Origin of the sequence: Pseudomonas sp. P8_229 (genome assembly GCF_034008635.1) — a bacterium.
GTDB lineage: Bacteria > Pseudomonadota > Gammaproteobacteria > Pseudomonadales > Pseudomonadaceae > Aquipseudomonas.
The window spans coordinates 6,125,384-6,143,824 of the sequence record NZ_CP125378.1 but is presented as its reverse complement, the minus strand read 5'-3'; the positions used below and the strand labels follow the sequence as shown (position 1 = coordinate 6,143,824).

At 59.8% G+C, this 18,441-nt stretch carries 14 protein-coding genes; 2 read left to right on the top strand and 12 right to left on the bottom strand.

Annotation, left to right across the window (positions count from 1 at the left end; all coding sequences use genetic code 11):
- Positions 1–58: 58 nt before the first annotated feature.
- From QMK55_RS27585 to QMK55_RS27575, 3 genes are all read right to left on the bottom strand, one after another.
- Positions 59–1,576 carry an ArnT family glycosyltransferase gene (locus QMK55_RS27585; protein WP_102355980.1) on the bottom strand — a complete coding sequence of 506 codons (1,518 nt, stop codon included), beginning with the start codon at positions 1,574–1,576 and terminating at the stop codon, positions 59–61.
- Positions 1,573–3,294 (bottom strand): lipid IV(A) 4-amino-4-deoxy-L-arabinosyltransferase, encoded by a 1,722-nt coding sequence (arnT, locus tag QMK55_RS27580; RefSeq protein WP_320328235.1) that lies wholly within the window; start codon positions 3,292–3,294, stop codon positions 1,573–1,575. Before arnT ends, QMK55_RS27585 begins: the two co-directional genes overlap by 4 nt.
- 300 nt (positions 3,295–3,594) lie before the next feature.
- On the bottom strand, positions 3,595–4,275 hold the full coding sequence (locus QMK55_RS27575; protein ID WP_413787262.1) for a histidine phosphatase family protein: 681 nt from the start codon (positions 4,273–4,275) through the stop codon (positions 3,595–3,597).
- Positions 4,276–4,591: 316 nt separating this feature from the next.
- On the opposite strand from QMK55_RS27575, the gene QMK55_RS27570 reads away from it, so the two are divergent.
- Complete coding sequence (locus QMK55_RS27570) at positions 4,592–5,905, top strand: HAMP domain-containing sensor histidine kinase (protein WP_320328233.1); 1,314 nt, start codon at positions 4,592–4,594, stop codon at positions 5,903–5,905.
- On the opposite strand, the gene QMK55_RS27565 is transcribed toward QMK55_RS27570, so the two are convergent.
- The 5 genes from QMK55_RS27565 to QMK55_RS27545 all read right to left on the bottom strand — a co-directional run bounded on the left by QMK55_RS27565 (position 5,863) and on the right by QMK55_RS27545 (position 12,145).
- Positions 5,863–6,414: a membrane integrity-associated transporter subunit PqiC gene (locus QMK55_RS27565; RefSeq protein ID WP_102355983.1), complete on the bottom strand. Its 552-nt coding sequence runs from the start codon at positions 6,412–6,414 to the stop codon at positions 5,863–5,865. The genes QMK55_RS27570 and QMK55_RS27565 overlap by 43 nt on opposite strands.
- 16 nt (positions 6,415–6,430) lie before the next feature.
- Complete coding sequence (locus tag QMK55_RS27560; protein WP_102355984.1) at positions 6,431–8,086, bottom strand: intermembrane transport protein PqiB; 1,656 nt, start codon at positions 8,084–8,086, stop codon at positions 6,431–6,433.
- Positions 8,087–8,199: 113 nt separating this feature from the next.
- Positions 8,200–9,501 (bottom strand): FAD-binding oxidoreductase, encoded by a 1,302-nt coding sequence (locus QMK55_RS27555; RefSeq protein ID WP_320328232.1) that lies wholly within the window; start codon positions 9,499–9,501, stop codon positions 8,200–8,202.
- Complete coding sequence (locus tag QMK55_RS27550; protein ID WP_102355986.1) at positions 9,498–10,586, bottom strand: polyamine ABC transporter substrate-binding protein; 1,089 nt, start codon at positions 10,584–10,586, stop codon at positions 9,498–9,500. Before QMK55_RS27550 ends, QMK55_RS27555 begins: the two co-directional genes overlap by 4 nt.
- Before the next feature lie 200 nt (positions 10,587–10,786).
- Positions 10,787–12,145, bottom strand: a complete 1,359-nt coding sequence (locus tag QMK55_RS27545; RefSeq protein ID WP_102355987.1) for a glutamine synthetase family protein — start codon at positions 12,143–12,145, stop codon at positions 10,787–10,789.
- 161 nt (positions 12,146–12,306) lie between these two features.
- On the opposite strand from QMK55_RS27545, the gene QMK55_RS27540 reads away from it, so the two are divergent.
- Positions 12,307–13,218 (top strand): helix-turn-helix domain-containing protein, encoded by a 912-nt coding sequence (locus tag QMK55_RS27540; RefSeq protein ID WP_102355988.1) that lies wholly within the window; start codon positions 12,307–12,309, stop codon positions 13,216–13,218.
- 72 nt (positions 13,219–13,290) lie between these two features.
- On the opposite strand, the gene QMK55_RS27535 is transcribed toward QMK55_RS27540, so the two are convergent.
- From QMK55_RS27535 to QMK55_RS27520, 4 genes are read right to left on the bottom strand one after another with little or no spacing between them, the layout of a single operon-like run.
- Entirely contained in the window at positions 13,291–14,340 is a 1,050-nt protein-coding gene (locus QMK55_RS27535) for a hypothetical protein (protein WP_320328231.1), read from the bottom strand.
- Positions 14,341–14,369: 29 nt separating this feature from the next.
- Positions 14,370–16,187: a hypothetical protein gene (locus tag QMK55_RS27530; RefSeq protein ID WP_320328230.1), complete on the bottom strand. Its 1,818-nt coding sequence runs from the start codon at positions 16,185–16,187 to the stop codon at positions 14,370–14,372.
- Between the two features lie 3 nt (positions 16,188–16,190).
- Positions 16,191–17,483 (bottom strand): hypothetical protein, encoded by a 1,293-nt coding sequence (locus QMK55_RS27525; RefSeq protein ID WP_320328229.1) that lies wholly within the window; start codon positions 17,481–17,483, stop codon positions 16,191–16,193.
- A gap of 19 nt (positions 17,484–17,502) precedes the next feature.
- Positions 17,503–18,423, bottom strand: a complete 921-nt coding sequence (locus tag QMK55_RS27520; RefSeq protein WP_102355992.1) for a hypothetical protein — start codon at positions 18,421–18,423, stop codon at positions 17,503–17,505.
- Positions 18,424–18,441: the final 18 nt, after the last annotated feature.

Here is an 18,441-nt window from a genome sequence, read left to right as displayed (position 1 = left end):
AGATTAGGCGACGACGTCACAAGGCGCACGATTGCCGTGCGCCCGATGACGTGGTTTTTCAGGAAGGGTTTGGGATGTACGCAACGCTCTGGTCTTCACGGCCGTGAAAGAGCTGCTCGCCGCGGGTGGGGGTGGTGGTGATGACCTGATGGTCGCTACTCAGATAATTCAGCGGCGGTGTTTCGCCGGTGCGGTACTGGGCGACAATGATCGTGCGTTGCGGATCCCAATGCTGGCCGCTGGTGCGCTCCAGCCAGTTCATCAGCGCTGCGGTGTCTCCCGAGCGCGGAAAGTCCTGACCTTCTTGCACGTAATAGAACGGTGCACCGCCGGTTTGCAGGTACATCGGCACCTTGTTGTCGACCTCGACCATGACCATCCGCCACTGGTTGAGCGGTGCCTGTTGGCTGGCCTGCTGACGTACCGAGTCGCCAAACGGAATCGCGCCGCCGCCACTGTTGGTCCACGGATAGAGCACGCCAAGGATCGCAACCAGGGCAACGGTGGCCACGCCGAAGCCGATTTTCCAGCCACGGCCTTCGGAGTTGCGCGCGGCCATGCGTCGGGTGATCCACCAGGCGCCGAGCAATTGCGCGAACGGCACCAGTGGCAGCACGTAGTAACTGCGACGGCTGCCGCTGGCGGTGAAAAACAGCATCAGCAAGCCGAGGCCGAGGATCAGCCAGCGGGTGTCCGGCTCGATCTCACGCCAGTTGCGGATCGCCACCCACAACGCAATGATCCAGCACGGCGCCCAGGGCAGGGTGTAGACCGGCAGATAGATCAGGTAGGTGTAAATCGGCCCGAATTGATCAAACGGCTGGAAAAACCGCACGACGTTTTCCCGCAGAACCAGGCCCAGGCCGCTTTCGCCGTAGTTCGGCGCACCGTAGAGATGCGACAGCAGGAACGGCACCATATAGAAGGCGCCGGCAATCAGCAGGGCGGCGCACAGGCGCAGGTTCAGGTGGCGTTTCCAGCGATGTTCGCTGACCAGGTGCGGCAACAGCACCAGCCCGGGCAGGATGAAACCGATCAGTCCCTTGAACAGCGATGTCAGCGACAGCAAGCCGAAGAACACCAGATAACGCGAAAAGCGCGTGTCATCCGGCCCGCGCCAGTACCACCAGACCGCGGCCAGAATCCCGCACACGGTGAGGATGTCGGCCGTGGCCACCCGCGCCCAGAACACGAAATAGAAGGTGGTCGCCAGCATCCAGCCCGCGATCAGTCCGGTGCCCTTGCGAAACAGTTGCTCGCCGAGCAGGTACACCAGCCACACGCTGAACCACGCCGAAATGACCGAAGACAGTCGCAGCGACCAATGCCCCAGCCCACCGGTCAACCAGGAGGTGGCGGTGATCAGCCAGTACGACAGCAGCGGCTTGTCGTAATACGGACTGCCCTTGAGGTACGGGTCGAAATAGTCACCGCTTTGCAGCATCTGCAGCGCGATGTTGGCCCAGCGGGTTTCCGCGCCCCACAGTTCGCGACTGCCCAGGCCGAGCAATAACAGCAGGGCAGTCGCCGCCAACAGGAGCAGCAACGGCCCCCGGTCAGTGTTGTTCCGGGTCATGGCTGGCTCTGGTCGAAGATGAGGATTTCCAGTTGGCCACGGCGGTAGTGCTTGCCATCGATGGGCAGCAGCTCGAGTTGCTGCGCATCCGATGTGCTGTTGACCCGCATCACCACGCCGACCGAGCCTTTTTTACGCGCTTCGGTCATCCACTCCCCGACACTGTCCAGACTGACTTTGCGCGAAGCCATGGCCGGGTCATCGAGACCGTACTTGAGTTCGCCAACGGTGTTGAACAGATCCACCTGCGGGCGGCGCAGGCGCCAGGACAACGCAGACGCTGCCCCCAGGTCGTTACTCAGCAACGAGGTGGTTGCGCTCAGTTCCTGCTGGTGTTCGGCAATGAACTGATCCGGCATCTTGCTGTTGACGATGGTCGCTGGCATGGCGGCCGGCAGCAGCGCGATGAGCAGGCCAATGCCCAGCGCCGGCATCGCCCACAGCGTCAGTGGCCGCAATGTCTGCAGCGAGCCGCCGATGAGCCAGCCGAGCAGCACGATGTAGGCCAGCGACAGGCTGAACATTTCGGTGTGTTCGTAAACTTCGCGGGTCGCCTGCAGATAGATCAGCGCGACCAGTCCGGCACAGGCCAGCACCACATTGACCACGCCGTTGGTCCGCAAGACCCGGCCGTCCTGGCGATCGAGCCAGCCCATCAGCGTGTGGCCCATCAACAAGGCCAATGGCAGCAGGCACGGCATGATGTAGGTCGGCAGTTTGCCGCTGCTTGCGCTGAAAAATGCCAGTGGCAATACAAACCACAAGGCCAGGAAGCCGATTTTCGGATCGCGCTTTTCGCGCCAGGTGCGCAGCAGCGTCGAAGGCAACAGCAGTGCCCACGGCAAGGTGGAAGCAAACAGCAGCGGCAGATAGAACCACCATGGGCGCGCATGCTGTGCGTCTTCACCGGCGGCAAAGCGACGGATGTGTTCGTGCCAGAAGAAGAAACGCCAGAAGTCCGGTTCACGGGCGTTTACGGCCAGGGCCCACGGCACGCTGACCAGTGCCGCCACCGCCACGGCCACCAGGCCATAGCGCACCAGTTCGCCAAAACGCCGCTGCCAGATCATGTAGGGGAGGGCGATCAGCACCGGCAACATCAGGGCGAGAAAGCCCTTGGTCATCAAACCCATGCCGCAAGCGAGTCCGAGCAGCGCCCAGCCCCCCAGGCGACCGCGCGGGGTGTGGCTGTCGATGGCAAACCAGATCGCGACCAGGCTCAGGTTGACCCACAACGTGAACTGCGGATCGAGGTTGGCATAGCCCGCCTGACCGGCGATCAAACCGAAGCTCATATAAAGGAGGGCACAAGCAGCGCTGATGCGTGGGTTGTTCCACAGACGGCGGGCCAGCAGATACGCCAGCCATACGCTGACGCCGCTGCTGAGCGCCGAGGCGATGCGCACGCCGAACAGGTTCTCGCCGAAAATCGCCTGGCCGATGGCAATCATCCAGTAGCCGGCAATCGGTTTTTCAAAATAGCGAATGCCCATGAAGTGCGGCGCCACCCAGTTGCCGCTCTGCAGCATTTCCTGGCTGATCTGGCCATACCGGGTTTCATCGGGAATCCACAGGCCGTGGGTCATCAGTGGCAGCAGATAAAACACTACGAACGCCAAGACCAGACCGGGGATCGCAAAACGCTCGATCAAGCTGCTCTGGTGGAGGCGTGGCAAATTCACAGCCGCGTGATGCAACGGTTTGTTCTCAGACGTCATGACTGGACCTTGGTGCAGTACAAGTGTGCGTTTCAGTGACGCGCCTGGCGATTTCCGTAGCAGGCGTGTCACCGGGTTGGATGAATGCAGGTGCGAGCACGTCCGGTGGACGTCTCCTGTATTCAGAGAACTGGCGTGCCTCCAGCTCTAAGTTCTCTCTGGAAAGACAAGCTTTAAAACGGAATATGTCCAGTTTTTGAAACTAAAAAACATGTTTTATTACAAATTGGCAGGCGCCAACCCGCAGGCCAGAGGCTTGTTTGCGCAATACCGCAAAGTTGCGCAAAAAAACTTGCTTATTTATTTGTTCATGTGTTGCCAGCCTTCGGGATTCATGATGCCAATCACTTTGAGCTGGCCTTGCGCGTCTATCCGGACTAAAACAGCGCTGCCATATTCGGCAGCAACTGCCCGGGGATAACCGGTTTGCCTTTCAAAGTCGGCGATGCAGCCACTGTGAGTCACCAGGATCATGTTCTGCCCGGGCGTCTTGTGCGCCACCACGTCATCGCGCAGTGACGGGCCACAGGTTTCCAGCCATTCCTGGGCGACTGCATCGTGGCCGAGCATGTAATGCGCGGTCTGCATGGTGCGCGTCAGCGGGCTGCTGAAGAACTGGGTTTTCTCCAGACCCAGCTGCGTGAAGCCACGACCTACGCCAGCTGCAGCAACACTGCCAGCCTGAGTGATACCGTCCGCCGGACCCAGGCAGGTATTGGTCGAGCGGTCGCAACGCTCGGTATGACGCACCAGCGCGACGACTTCGCCGGCCTGCCAGGCGTTCACCCATTCCTGGGTGGCAGACGCACTGGCATAGCGCAGATTGGCGGGCGAGCGTTGCATCCAGACGAAGCCGCAAATGAGTGCGATCACCAGCAAACCGGCAGCAATGATTGCCCAGGTGCGCGGACGAGACAGATCCCATCGCTTGGACGCTGATTGTACTTGTATTAATTCAACCAAAACGTTGCCCCTTGTCATTCCCGAGTTCCATTCAGCGCACACAAAGTGCAACGTAAGCTCGAGAAGGTTAGTTACTTTACGGTGGTTTGCTTGAATGGCTGCTGAACACTACGGTCAGACACGTGGCGGGGCAGTGAAGAACATGTGAAAAATTTGCGAGGGGCAGCGTGTTTTAACTAAAACGGCTATTTGATAAACAAACTCAAATACGCGTTTTGTTTATCGGAGCTACTTAACAATGGCAGCGATGGAGGCGAAGCTGCGCCCCTTGGGCAACGTCATCGCGCGCAAGCTTGCCTATGTTCTGATATCAGCCCTGGAGTCATTGAACCGGATGGACCTCAAGCAAAGCCTCGCCAATCGAATTGTGATTGTGTTCGCCTTGATGAGCGCTCTGGTTGCCGGTGTGTTCGCCATGGGCATTGTCGCCACCGTACATGTCGTGGAACACAAGTTGACCATGACCGCCCTGAACGGTGGGTTGCGCCGGTTGCTGGCGATGGACGACATCAGCCAATGGCGGCATGAGCCGGAAAAAAGCGAATTGTTTTTCTTCGAGAACGGCCCGGGTCCCATGGCGCTGACGGAGCCATTGGCGAGCCTGCCCTTGGGTTTCCAGGAGATATCGCTCAACGGCGATGACTTCTACGCCATGGTCGACGCGGTTGGCGGACGCAAATATGTGCTGCTGCGCAATCAGGAAAGCTTTGAACAGCGGGAGCACCTGCTGTTCGTCGTGGTGATCGTCGGCTTCATCCTCAGCGTCATGTTGGCTGTCGCGCTCGGCAGGTTGTTGGCGCGTCAGGTCATGGCACCGGTGATTCGCCTGGCGGGGCAGGTGCGTCATCGTGATCAGTTGATTGCGGTTGCCCCGGCATTGCGTCCCGATTATGCCGATGATGAGGTAGGGGAGTTGGCACAGTCTTTTGACCAGACCCTTGGCCGGTTACGAGAAACCCTGAATCGGGAAAAGCTCTTCACCAGTGACGTGAGCCATGAACTGCGCACGCCATTGATGATTCTGGCCAGCTCCTGCGAGCTGTTGCTGGTCAACCCTTCGCTTGATCCGCGTTCCACTGCGCAGGTCAAACGCATTGCCCGCGCCAGCGCCGAGATGCGCCAACTGGTCGAGACCTTTTTGATGCTCGCGCGCAAGCCTGAAGAGCTTGGCACCGCAGCCACCTGCACCCTCAAGGATATTGCCGATGCTCAGGTGGAAATCTGGGGGCGACTGATTCGCGAAAAGGGTCTGGAGTTTATCTACGAGCCGCAACTGGCTGGCACCACGCGCTATGACCTGACGTTTTTGCAGTCGGTCATGGGCAATCTTTTGCGTAATGCCTGGCACTACACCGATCACGGCTTTGTCCGGTTGTCATTGCTCAAGGACAGCTTCGTGGTCGAGGACAGTGGTATCGGAATACCGGAAGAGAAACGCCACGCGATGTTTCAGCCATTCGTGCGCGGTGATGAACAGCGCGGTGAAGGGCTTGGACTGGGGTTGTCGCTGGTGCAGCGGATCTGCAGCCATCAACGCTGGCAAGTCCAACTGGTGACTCGCGAACCCAACGGTTGCCGTTTCACCGTCACGCTATCGGCGGCGACTCAAGTTGCCGACGGACAAGTGCGTGAATTGCCCACCGCCTGATTGATCAGTGCCGCCAGGCGTCTGACGTTATTCTGTTGTGCCGTCACCAGCTCATCGATGCTCGGGCCGGAGGGTGTTTGCAAGGTCGAATGGCACGTCAGCAGGCTATTGTCCGCCGCACCGCTCGGACGCAGGCGCCATTTGACGTCGATCAGTCCGTATTGGCCGGGGATCGAATCAAACCGCTGCACATCGATGCGCACCGAGACATTGCCGCGACTGCCGGTATTGCTCAGTTGATCGCTTAACGCACTGCGTAACTCATCCGCCAGACTTGCGCCCCACCATTGAGTTTCCAGAATCGCCAGGCCGTTGTTGCCCTGACGGATGACGATTTGCGGGCGGTCGACTTGCGGCGGCACGCTGATGCCCTCGATGGGAATCTGCGTGCCGGCGCGGGAAGTGGGCAACTGCACCGGGGTCAGGGTGTGAAAGCTGATCGGTTCGCTGCGGCAGGCGCCAAGGAGCAAAAACGCAGCGAGCACGGTGATCTTCAGCGGTAAAGCCATGGGGTAGCTCCTGTGCTCAATTGCGCGGTGGTCCCTTCAGGTCCAGCGGTGCAGCGTTGTCCGGGCGACCACGGATCAGCGATTCCGGATGGCGCCCCAGGTAATCCGACAGCTCACGCAGCGAACGCGACATGCGCCCTAGTTCGTCGAGGGTTTCGGTCAGTTTCTCACGCTGTGGAGAGTCTTCGGCCAATGTCGAACTGGCGGACTGCAAGGTCTTGCTCACGTCGGCCAGCGTATTCTGCACGCCCGGCAGGGTTTTCGCGTTGAACTGGGTCAGGCCTTTGCGTAACTCCACGAGGTTGCTGTCGAGGTTGCTGGCAATCCTGTCGACCGGCAGTTTGTTGAGCTTGTCGACCACCGACTCGAGTTTTTCCTGCAGTTGCTCGAGGCTGCCGGGAATGGTTGGCAGGATCACTGGCCGGACCGTTGCATCGAATGCGACTTTCTCGGCTTTCGGGAAGAAATCCAGCGCGATGTACAGCTGTCCGGTCAGCAGGTTACCGCTACGGGCCTGGGCGCGCAGGCCGTTATCGACGAAGGTGCCGAGCAGGCGAATGCCGGCGGCTTCGTCGTTGGGATCATGCTTGAATTCGGTCAGCATCTTTTTGTAGGCCTGGCCGAGGCGCTGCGGGTAAATGACGATCCCGACATTAAGCGGAAAGGTGCGCTTTTTCGCGTCGAAATCCAGGTTGATTCCCACCACCCGGCCGATCTCCATGCCGAGGAACTCGACCGGCGCGTCGACCTTGAGCCCGCGCAGCGACTGGTCGAAACGCAGCACCATGTATTGCGCCTTGCCGTTGGGTGGGGCGAGGGCGGTCTGCTGGTCGGCGAACAACTCGAAATCCTTGTCATCGGCGGCTGCGACATCGTTGGGGCTGTAATCCGGAGCACGGAAAGCGATGCCGCCCACTAGCAGGGTCGACAGCGATTCGGTCTTCACCGCAAAGCCATTGGCGCCGACATTGATATCGATGCCGCTGGCATTCCAGAACCGGGTGTTCTCGGTGACGAACGTGTCGTTCGGCGAGTGAATGAAGACTTCGATATCCACCCCTTTGCCCTCGGAATTGAGGGTGTAGGTGACGACCTGGCCGACCGGAATCTTGCGGTAATAAACCGGAGAACCGATGTCCAGCGAGCCAAGATCCGGCGCGTGAAGCATGAAGCGCTTGCCCGGTTCGCCGTAGGTGATGGGGGGTGGATTTTCCAGGCCCTTGAAGTGTTTGGCGCGGTTGTCGGCCTGACCAATGTCGGCGCCGATGTAGTCGCCGGAGAGCAGTGTGTCGATGCCCGACACACCGCCGGCGCCGATGCGGGGGCGCACGACCCAGAATTGCGAGTCTTCGCGGGTGAAGGTTTCGGCCTGTTTGGACAGTTTGATGGTGGCGTCGACGCTTTTCTGATCGCCGCTCAACTCAACGTCTGTCACCTGACCGATCACCACATTGCGGTATTTGACCTCGGTCTTGTTGGCGGTCAGGCCGCTGCCGGTCTTGAAGTTGACGATGATCGTCGGGCCTTCCTGCATCAGGTTGTGCACCACCAGCGAAACGCCGACCAGCACCGCCACGATCGGGACGATCCACACCAGTGAAATGCTGAAACGTCGGGTCTTGATCGGGGCTTGGCCCGGTGCTCGCGGCTCATCGGCGGCTGACGACTTCATCCATGTCCTCCTCGGTTTGTTGGGCACTGAGCGCCAGGAACGCAAAAGCACTTCATCAATATAGAAGTGCCTTGCGATAGAGCAAACCGAAAGGATTAATTCCTGTTACGCCGTCAACCCACCAGCTCACGCAGCCGATACCAGAACATGCCCAGTGCCAGCAGCGGCGAACGCAGGGCCGGGCCACCGGGGAAAGTCATGTGTGGCACCGCGCTGAACACGTCCATGCCCTGACTGTGGCCCGCGTGGATTGCCTCGCCCAGCAACTTGGCGCACCAGTGCGTGACGTTCAGGCCGTGACCGGAATAACCCTGAGCGTAGAACACGTTCGGCTGCTGTTTGAGGCGCCCGACCTGCGGGAAGCGGTTGGCGGTAATGCCGATCTTGCCGCCCCACTGATAGTCGATGCGCACATCCGCCAGTTGCGGGAAGACTTTCAGCATCTTCGGTCGCATGTAGGCGGCGATATCCGCCGGATCGCGACCGGAGTAGTGGCACGCACCGCCGAACAACAGACGCCGATCTGCCGAGAGCCGGTAGTAATCGAGGCCGACTTTCTGGTCGCACAGTGCAAGGTTGTGCGGGATCAGTTGCGCGGCGCGCTCCTCGGACAACGGCTCGGTGGCGATGATGTAGCTGCCGGCGGGCAGTACTTTGCCGCTGAGCTGCTGTTCGAGTTCGTCCAGGTGCGCGTTGCAACCGAGCACCAGACTGCCGGCGCGCACGGTGCCGTTGGCGCAGCGCACCAGGGCGGTTTCGCCGTGGATGATCTGCTGCACCGGGCTCTGTTCGAAAATTCGCACGCCGAGGGACGCCGCCAGGCGCGCTTCACCCTGCACCAGGTCCAGTGGATGCAGATGGCCGGAGCCCATGTCCACCAGACCACCGGCGTAGACGTCGGCGTTGACCACTTGCTTGCGAATCTGCTCGGGGCCGACCAGCCGGGTCTCATGGCGGTAGCCAAGTTCTCCGAGGCTGACTTGCTCCGCCTTGAACGCGGCGAACTGGGCGGGAGTGTTGGCCAGCTCACAGAAGCCCCAGCGCAAGTCGCACTCGATGTTGTGGTCAGTGATGCGTTGGCGCACCAGTTCCACCGAATCAATGCCGGCGCGTTGCAAGTAACGCACGCCGTCATTACCGACATAGCGGGCAAAGCCTTCGACTTCATGGCCGATGCCGCGGATCAACTGCCCGCCGTTGCGCCCGCTGGCGCCCCAGCCGATGCGTCGGGCCTCGATCAACACCACCGACAACCCGCGCTGAGCGAGTTCGATGGCGGTGTTGACCCCGGTGAACCCGCCGCCGATCACGCAGACATCAACGCTCAGGTCGCCGTCCAGCTTGGGGTAGGGAGTGGTTGCCCGCGCCGAAGCTGCGTAATAGGAGCGGGCGTGTTCCTGGGTGTACTGATTCATTTGTTCGACTTCACTTTGCTCCAGGACCGGGTCATCAGACGCATGATCGACTGGGGCGGGGTGGTGGAAATGTACAGTTTGTCGAGGACTTCCTGCGACGGATAAACCTCTGGGTTGCTCACCAGCGCCACGTCCATGTACTGCTTGGCGGCCGGATTCGGGTTGGCGTAACCGACTGAGGCGCTGACCTTGGCGATCACCTGTGGATCGAGCAGGTAATTAATGAAAGCGTGGGCTTCCTTGGCGTTGGCCGCATCCGTGGGAACGGCCAACAGATCGAACCACAGGTTGGCGCCTTCTTTGGGAATGGCGTAGGCGATGTTCACGCCATTCTTGGCTTCCTTGGCGCGGTTGGCGGCCTGGAACACGTCACCGGAGTAACCGAAGGCCACGCAGATGTCGCCATTGGCCAGGTCTGAGACGTATTTGGAGGAGTGGAAGTAGGTGATATACGGGCGGATGCTCAGCAGCTTGGCTTCAGCCTTTTTGAAGTCTTCCGGGTTTTCGCTGCGCGGGTCCATACCCATGTAGTTGAGGATGGCCGGGAACACTTCGTCGGCCGAGTCCATCATCGACACGCCGCACTGCGAGAGTTTCTTGATGTTTTCCGGCTCGAACAGCACCGCCCAGGAATCGATGTGATCGATGCCCAGCACTTGCTTGACCTTGTCGACGTTGTAGCCAATGCCGTTGGTGCCCCACAGGTACGGCACCGAGTGCGCGTTCTGCGGGTCGTTTTTCTCCAGCAGCGCAAGCAGTTTCGGGTCGAGGTTTTTCCAGTTCGGCAGCTGCTCGCGATCCAGCTTGAGGAACGCGCCGGCCTTCACCTGACGGGCGAGAAAGTGGTTGGACGGCACCACCACGTCGTAGCCGGTACGGCCGGCGAGGAGCTTGCCTTCCAGGGTTTCGTTGGAATCGAAAACGTCGTAGATCACCTTGATCCCGGTCTTGGCCTGGAAGTCGGCGAGGGTGGTTTCACCGATGTAGTCGGTCCAGTTGTAGACGCTGACCTGTGGCTGAGCCAGGGCTGCAGTGCTGCACACCAGCGCCAGTGCGGCGGGGACCATGGATTTCAGTAGACGCATATCGACACCTCTTGAAGTTATTGGATTTTTTCAGGTGGTTCTGGATTTTCAGGTCGCTCATTGTTCCTCTGCGGGAGGGGGCTTGCTCCCGAAGAGGCCGGCACGTTGAACATTACTGTTGACTGGCACACCGCTTTCGGGATCAAGCCCCTCCCACAAAAGCCCCTCCCACAGGGGGTGAAGGGGCTTTGCGGATTGGTTTAGACGCTCAGCAGCAGGAACTCGCGTTCCCATGAACTGATCACGCGCTTGAAGTTTTCGTGCTCGGCGCGTTTGACGGCGACGTAACCGCGTACGAACTTGCTGCCCAGGTACTGGGCAACGGTGTCGCACTCTTCCATTTGCGTCAGCGCTTCTTCGATGGTGATCGGCAAGCGCAAATTGCGGCGCTCGTAGGCCCGACCTTCAACGGCAGCACTCGGCTCGACCTTGTCGATCATGCCGATGTAACCGCAGAGCAAGCTCGCGGCGATCGCCAGGTACGGGTTGGCGTCGGCACCCGGCAAGCGGTTTTCCACGCGCATCGCTTCCGGGCCGGAGGTTGGCACACGCAAGCCGACGGTACGGTTTTCTTCGCCCCATTCGACGTTCACCGGTGCCGAAGTGTCCGGCAGGAAGCGGCGGAACGAGTTGACGTTGGGCGCGAACATTGGCAGTACTTTCGGGATGTATTTCTGCAGCCCGCCGATGTGATGGCGGAACAGGTCGCTCATCGTGCCGTCGGCATTGGCGAAGATCGGCTTGCCGGTGGCGATTTCCACCACACTCTGATGCAGGTGCATGGCGCTGCCGGGCTCGTCGCCAATCGGCTTGGCCATGAAAGTGGCGGTGACGTTGTGTTTGAGCGCCGCTTCGCGCAGGGTGCGTTTGAACACGGTGATCTGGTCCGCCAGATCCAGTGCGTCGCCGTGACGGAAGTTGATTTCCATCTGCGCCGGGCCGTCTTCGTGGATCAGTGTGTCCAGATCCAGACCTTGCAGTTCGCACCAGTCGTAGACGTCTTCGAACAGCGGATCGAACTCGTTGGCGGCGTCGATCGAAAACGACTGACGACCGCTTTCCGCACGGCCCGAACGGCCCAATGGCGCCTTGAGCGGCAGGTCCGGGTCTTCGCAGCGCTGGGTCAGGTAAAACTCCATTTCCGGCGCAACAATCGGCTTCCAGCCTTTGTCGGTATAGAGTTGCAGGACTTTCTTCAGCACGTTGCGCGGCGACAGTTCGATCGGGTTGCCGAACTTGTCGAAGGTGTCGTGGATGACGATGGCAGTCGGCTCGATCGCCCATGGAATCACGTAGACCGCGTCAGCCACTGGCTTGCAGACCATGTCGATATCGGCAGGATCGAGCAGGTCGTAGTAGATGTCGTCGTCGACAAAATCCCCGGTTACCGTTTGCAGCAGCACACTTTCCGGCAGGCGCATGCCTCGCTCATGCAGGAACTTGTTGGTCGGTGCGATCTTGCCGCGGGCGATGCCGGTCAGGTCGCTGACCACACATTCAACTTCGGTAATCTTGTGATCTTTCAGCCACGTGAACAGCTGATCGAAAGGGGCATTCATAAAGACCTCGTTATTGGTTTTATAGACGCCGGGGAGGGCGGGTTTCATCTTCCGCCCCTTCCCCTGTGGCGCGTTGACGACTATCTTGGGCGTGCCTTGCAGTTCCATCTATCCACTTTAAGCAGCACCAAAGCGCACCAAAAGAGTGCGCAAGGTCTCCCATGACAACGTGCAATCCGCTACAGGTTCAGGCTTTCAATACCGCTGATGTCACCGAGCAAATCCGCGCCACGCCGGGTTGGGTTCAGCATTACCAGCAGATGTCTCCCGGGCATTTCGCCGGGCAGATTCGCTATCTGGATTTGCAGGGCGTGCAGGTTTACGAAGAACAGATGAACACCCGCGTCGAGCAGAATTTCAGCGCACCGCCGGGTGCCTTGGCGTTCTGTTTCGACCGTAGTGACAACGCGCTGTATCTGCTCAACGAAGAGAGCCGCAACATCTGGATCACCCCGGAGAACTACCAGGAAATCGCCGTGGTGTTTGGCCCGGAATTTGTCCGTCAGCACGGTCTGGATGTGGCGAGACTCGAGGGATTGTTCATGGCGCCGCTGAACGGCGGACAGAACGCCTTGTTCAGTCGCTGGTTAAGCTCGACGCTCACGAAGTTGACGCAAACCCTTGATCCGCCTAGTAAAGAAGCGCTGACTCAGCAGTTGCTGGAAGACTGTCTGTTTATCCTCGATAACGCTCGCGTGCACCTGGATCGCGACGGTTTGCAGCGTCGTAGCGAGGAGCGGACGATCATGAAGCGAGTAGGGGAGTGGGCGGCCGATTCGCCGGAAGAGACTGTCAATTTGTTGGAACTGGCTCAGGTGGCGGGCGTCTCGCTACGGCAGTTGCAGCATGCATTCAAAGACTTCACCGGCATGACGCCGAGCCACTGGCTGCGCTTGCGACGGTTGAACAGCGCACATCGCGAGTTGCGCAAACGCGGGCCGACAGAAACCACAGTGGCCGAAGTGGCGATGAACTGGTCGTTCTGGCATCTGGGGCGGTTTTCCAGCAGCTATCGGGCGCTGTTCAATGAGTTGCCGAGCGAAACGTTGAAGCGAGCGTGCCTGGCGTATTGATCGGCAAGATTGTGCTCACCCAATACACAGAAGGTGCGTCCTTGACAGGGCCGCACCTTTTTTCATCTGTTTTCAGAGCTGTACTCGACGCAACCTGCCGCTCAACGCAACCACTTTATTGTCAGGGGTGGGCAGCGGCCGACCTGTCAACCCCATGCCTTCGCTCACCAGCACCGCATCCTGCAACAGGCACAGGTTGGACGGGGTATCGAGGTCGCGGGCAAGCACAGTCACCTCGGCGGTTTGCAGGTTGCAACTCAACAGTCGCCCGCTGAACCGGCTGAAGCCGCCATGCATGGGCTCGCCATTCCAGTCAGGCGGCAACGGCTGTTGCAAGTGGCTGCAGAGTTCCAGCACCAGCACGTTCCCTTGCGGACACAGCGCCAGCCCGGTGGGCAGCTGCAGGCCGCGAATCAGCACTTCGATCCGGCCGGTGTCGGGCCAGACCCGGATTACCTGGCCGGCCTGATCGGCAAAATCGATGCCTTTGCGGCCCGGGTCGCTTTGCAGCTCTCCGGAGAACAGGCTGATCAGTATGGCGTCCGTCGCCGGTTCATACACCAACGTGACGGGGACGGCTTCCTGGCCCCTGTCCAGTTCGGGCAACTGCACCAGAACCTGCTCAACTTCGCCGGTGCTGAATTCCACCAACTGATTGGTATCGGGTTTGACCGCCAGCCAACTGCGGCGGGTCGGGTGATAACACAGCGCATTCAGATTGCCCCGGCTGTGGAAGACCGGCTCGGGCGGGGTGTATTGCAGGTCCAGCAGTTTTGAGCCCTCGACATAATCGGTCTGGCTGACCAGGCAACGCCCGTCACCACAGGCGATGTCCGACAGCCCCATGATTTCATCGCGCAGCATGCGGGCCTGCATGTTCATGGCGCGAAAACCTTGTGCCAGGGTTTCGCGGGCGAGCCAGGCGCCGTGCTTGAGCGGGTCCGGTCGTAGTCGGCTGATGCGACCGCTGAACGTCTGGTCTGGCAGGCCTGAACCGGCTTCGACCAGCAGCAGGCTGCCATCGGCCTGCACGCAGGCGCCGCGTGGGTTCAGCAAACCTTCGGCGATGATTGTGCTGGGGCGCAAGGTTTCGCGTGGGTGCGCAGGAATATCAACAGTCATAGATTTCTCTCCATGGGCGGGGGGCGCGATCACAGCGGCGGTTGCCACGGCTCGCCCGTGAGATAGGCCCGCAACAACGCCCGCTGAGAGGGCGACATCGACCGCACAACCGGCATGAACAGCGTGGTGCCTTTATAGGCATCCGAGGTTCGGGCGAGGATCGGGTTCTTCGCGCCCATGATCGCGTCGGGCTGGTTCAGCGGGATGTAGCGAGACATGGCGGGGAAGGCCAGGTAGTGAAAACGCAGGACATTCGGATACATCAGTTCCCATGTGATGGTGGTGCCTTTGGGGATGCCGAAGTCGGTCTGGGCGTATTTGCGGAAGTTGGTGAAATAGGTGCCGCTGTCCTGACCGTTGACGGTGTAGGTCAGGGCGACGAAACCGGCGAGGGGCGCCGCTGCGGGTTTTACGTTGACGGAGAACGTGACGGACAACTGACCGGGGCTCACCGTCAGGGCAGGGGGGAAATAAAGGAAGTCGCAGTACCGCTGTTGCGTGTAATACGGTCCCGAGGGCGCGGCGGTGAGATCGATTTCAGTTGTCCTGGTCACCGCAGCACCCAGATACCGGACCTGCAGCGTAATCGACAGTCCCTGTGGGTAGTCCTCGGTATAGACACTGCGTTGATCTGCATAGATCCGATAGACGGACTCTGTTGCCTGCAACGTAGTCCCGGCGACCGTGCCGGGGGCGTTGATGGCCAACGCTGAGGATCTGACCGCAGACTGTTGAGTTGTATCGAGCGGCAGATCGACAATGCCGCCATACACGTAATAATCGAGCAGTGGACTGCTGGTCGGATCGAGTGTGGTCAGGGTGGTCGTACCGGCTGCCAGGGTCACAGGACCGTAATTCCCGTTAGGTCCGATTGGGCTGGTGATGTCATCCCTGACGGTCCTGAACGTCTCTTTCGGAATGATGTTGACCATGTCGACGCTCAGCATTGCCGGGTTGCTCAGGTCTGCGTAGCCGGTGCCGCCCGTGTCCTGATTGACGATCTGACGGCCCACCTGACAGTTCAGCGGCTCATTTGCGAAAGCCGGAGCCAATGTACCGATGACCCGGCCAATGCTCGGGTTCGGGGTGTCTCTGCCGGCGGCATAATCGGCTTGCAACTGGGGAGTGGTCATCGTCGGACACATTTCGAACATCACGAAGCGCAGGACGATACCGGTGGCCCCCGGTGCCTGGATGATCGATCGCAAACCGCTGCTGTTCTGGTTCCAACTGACAATACTGCTCAGCGCAAAGGTCAGCTGGAATGTGCCACTGATACGGCAAGAGCCGGGTGCATCCATCTCCTTCGGTAGTGGCTGCAGCACCCGCATGCCGAGATCCAGACTGCTGCAAACCGTATTGGCGCGAATCAGCAATTGGATATTGTCACTGCCACCGATTTGCAGACCACCGACAAATATCTGGGTGGTGGTTGTCGAGGTGGGGTCGAGGTCCACCATCATCGGGCCCGATACCGGCCCTTGTCCGGTCACCGGGTCCACAGAACCCAGCAGATAGACCGGCTGGCCCACCATATCCCCAGTGGTACTGACGCTGCCCGGGCTGCCCTGAGAACTGATCAGCGCGTTTTGCATGTCGACGACATGCTGCCCGTAATGATTCCAGCCGCCGGCGGTGTAGTAGTCGCCCGTGGGCGCATTGATCATGCTGTTCAACTGATCATCGGTGTAGGACTGGGCAGTCGGTGCGAGGGTCGAGGTAGTCAGGTCGAAGATCGGCCAGTTCTTGATGCCGTTGTACTGCATGGTCGGTGAGTTGTTCGGCAGGCTGACATCCGTGCGGATACCACCCCAGAAATTCAGTCGCGGGCCATTGAGGATGCTCATGATTTATTTCCCGTCCTTGATGGTTTTGCCGAGCGGCGAATTGGCGAATTTGAACAGATAGGAGTAGTCGGACTTGTAAGGACTCTTGACCGGCGTCGCCATGGAATGGCAGTTCATGCAGCTGCTGTTGGGCTGGATGTAGCTTTCCATGGTCACATTGGCCGAGAGTGCCGGCGTCGGCTGACCCAGCGGATTGCCCGGGTTGTCAGGCATCAGCGGGCGCTGGGTGGTGATGAGCTGGTAGTACTTCAACACGCTTTTTTGCAACCCCGGGTCGGTCTGGTAACTGGCGTTGATCTGGTTCGTGATGTCGGCGATCGGGGTGACCCGGTTCAGCGGGTTCGGGGTCTGGAACGTGGTGCCGGGCTTGGGAACGCAGACCTGATGCGGGCCCTGAGTCTGCCAGTCGCACGGTGACTGGTTGAGGGACGCGGCGGGTGCGGCGGCGTTGAAGTAGGAATAGGCCGTGCCCGCGACTGGTTGATCGACCCATTTGCCGTTTACCAGTGCCTTGGGCGGAACGTTGTCGACCTGTTCAAATGTCGACCAGATCCACTGCGGATAGCCGTTGGCCTTGGTGATGATGTGCAGGCCGACCAGCCCCAGATACGCCTCGGTGACACCGTTCTTCTGGCCCTGATCATTGAAAGTCGCCACCCGGGCGAGCATGGTCAGGTAACGGCTGGCGTTGTCATTGGAGGTGAGGATGCGCCAGCTCGATTTGATCTCGATGACGCCCCAGGGGAATTGGATGTTGTTGGCTTTGGAAACGACGTCGGCGTTATAGAAGTTGTTGCCCACGATGTAGTTGTAGGAGGTCTCGTTGGCCGAAATGTCGTAATAGGTCGGGTTTTTCGCCTGATCGATCAACCAGCCGCCGACCGCCTGATCGACGGCATTCACCTGAGCGCTGTTTTTCAAAGAGGCGATGTTGATGATGTTGAAACTTTTTGCGATCTGCGGGGAATTCCACGGCCCCGGATTGGTGGCGTTCGGCAGAAAGATTTCGCCTACGGTCTTGTAGGTCTGCCAGACGGTGTAGCCGGCCGCACCGGGCTGTTGGGTGCAGTCGGGATTGCCGCGCTGCCCGCTCTTTGCCGGCCAGCTCAGGGCGATGAACATCTGCCAGCTGTATTGATCGAACTGATCCTGTCCGGCCGTGGCGGCCGGTGCCGTACTGGGCGGCTGGCAGTTCAACTGGCTGGCCTGCACCGACGGCATGGCTTGTTCCCTGGCCAGCACCGGCAGGCTGGCCAGACCCAGCAACATCACGGAATAACGGAGTGTGGTTTTCATGGCGATCCTTCGTCGTTGATCACGGTTTACGCTGCATGAGTTTGTTCCACTGCGCCTTGTGGCCATTGCTCTGCGACTCTGGTGGCTCGAACAGCTGGCAGGGTGGCGGATTCGACGGGCACATGGCGGCGACCTGCGCCCACGTCTGTTTCGGGTTCGGTTTGGCGATGCGGAAATCGGTGTAGTTCTGGCTGACGATCGGTGCGTTGGCGACGCTGGTATCGCCTGAAAAGAAGAACGATTGCGGTGGCCGGTAGGGCGGTTGTCCCGACATTTTTTTGTAGAAGGCATAGCCGAACAGGATCGGACCTTGCGGCGAATCAAGATCCAGGGCGTAGGCCTGCACGCTGCCATCGAGGTTTTTACTGCGCTCGGCGCTGTAGGGCAGGTGCTCGATGAAGTCCTGCCGTGGCGGATGATTCATCGGGGAAAACATGCAGCAGGCCGGCATGTCTTTCGGGCGGTCTTGCGGATACGTCAGGAAGTACGCCTTGTTGCCAAGGGAGACGAACGAGCAGGTGTAGTTGTTGTTCTTGATCGGGAAGATCGGCAGACAGTATTTCTCGTAGTGCTCCATCATGGCGCCGAAGCCGTCGCCATCCGGCGGGATGTAGGTTGTGTCGTAGTAGCTGGTCCCGTGGGAGACGGTGTAGTCCGCAGGCGTCAGGGTCGTTGGCGGGTTGCTGTAGGGCGGCGGGTTGTTTTCGTAGTTGTGCATCACCCGGTACAGGGTCCAGTTGCTGATCCAGAATGCCGGGAAGAACGGATCGGAAGGCTCACCCGGATTGCGTTTGGCGATGCAGTTGCCGTTCTGTTCATTGCACCCCAGCGTGTTGTGTACGCCATTGGTGAAGTAGACGGCGCCGCTGTCCTGGGCGAATGCGGATGGACAGAACAACAGGATCAACAGCAACAGACGGTTCAAGAGGCTGACGTTCATGGGTCACTCCCTGGCAAG

Excerpts from the sequence above, each read along its gene's own strand:
- QMK55_RS27550 (WP_102355986.1), bottom strand. The coding sequence starts at position 10,586 with ATGCGTCTACTGAAATCCATGGTCCCCGCCGCACTGGCGCTGGTGTGC.
- QMK55_RS27585 (WP_102355980.1), bottom strand. The coding sequence starts at position 1,576 with ATGACCCGGAACAACACTGACCGGGGGCCGTTGCTGCTCCTGTTGGCG.
- arnT (WP_320328235.1), bottom strand. The coding sequence starts at position 3,294 with ATGACGTCTGAGAACAAACCGTTGCATCACGCGGCTGTGAATTTGCCA.
- QMK55_RS27540 (WP_102355988.1), top strand. The coding sequence starts at position 12,307 with ATGACAACGTGCAATCCGCTACAGGTTCAGGCTTTCAATACCGCTGAT.
- QMK55_RS27525 (WP_320328229.1), bottom strand. The coding sequence starts at position 17,483 with ATGAAAACCACACTCCGTTATTCCGTGATGTTGCTGGGTCTGGCCAGC.
- QMK55_RS27535 (WP_320328231.1), bottom strand. The coding sequence starts at position 14,340 with ATGACTGTTGATATTCCTGCGCACCCACGCGAAACCTTGCGCCCCAGC.
- QMK55_RS27560 (WP_102355984.1), bottom strand. The coding sequence starts at position 8,086 with ATGAAGTCGTCAGCCGCCGATGAGCCGCGAGCACCGGGCCAAGCCCCG.
- QMK55_RS27575 (WP_413787262.1), bottom strand. The coding sequence starts at position 4,275 with ATGACAAGGGGCAACGTTTTGGTTGAATTAATACAAGTACAATCAGCG.
- QMK55_RS27555 (WP_320328232.1), bottom strand. The coding sequence starts at position 9,501 with ATGAATCAGTACACCCAGGAACACGCCCGCTCCTATTACGCAGCTTCG.
- QMK55_RS27545 (WP_102355987.1), bottom strand. The coding sequence starts at position 12,145 with ATGAATGCCCCTTTCGATCAGCTGTTCACGTGGCTGAAAGATCACAAG.
- QMK55_RS27570 (WP_320328233.1), top strand. The coding sequence starts at position 4,592 with ATGGACCTCAAGCAAAGCCTCGCCAATCGAATTGTGATTGTGTTCGCC.
- QMK55_RS27530 (WP_320328230.1), bottom strand. The coding sequence starts at position 16,187 with ATGAGCATCCTCAATGGCCCGCGACTGAATTTCTGGGGTGGTATCCGC.
- QMK55_RS27520 (WP_102355992.1), bottom strand. The coding sequence starts at position 18,423 with ATGAACGTCAGCCTCTTGAACCGTCTGTTGCTGTTGATCCTGTTGTTC.
- QMK55_RS27565 (WP_102355983.1), bottom strand. The coding sequence starts at position 6,414 with ATGGCTTTACCGCTGAAGATCACCGTGCTCGCTGCGTTTTTGCTCCTT.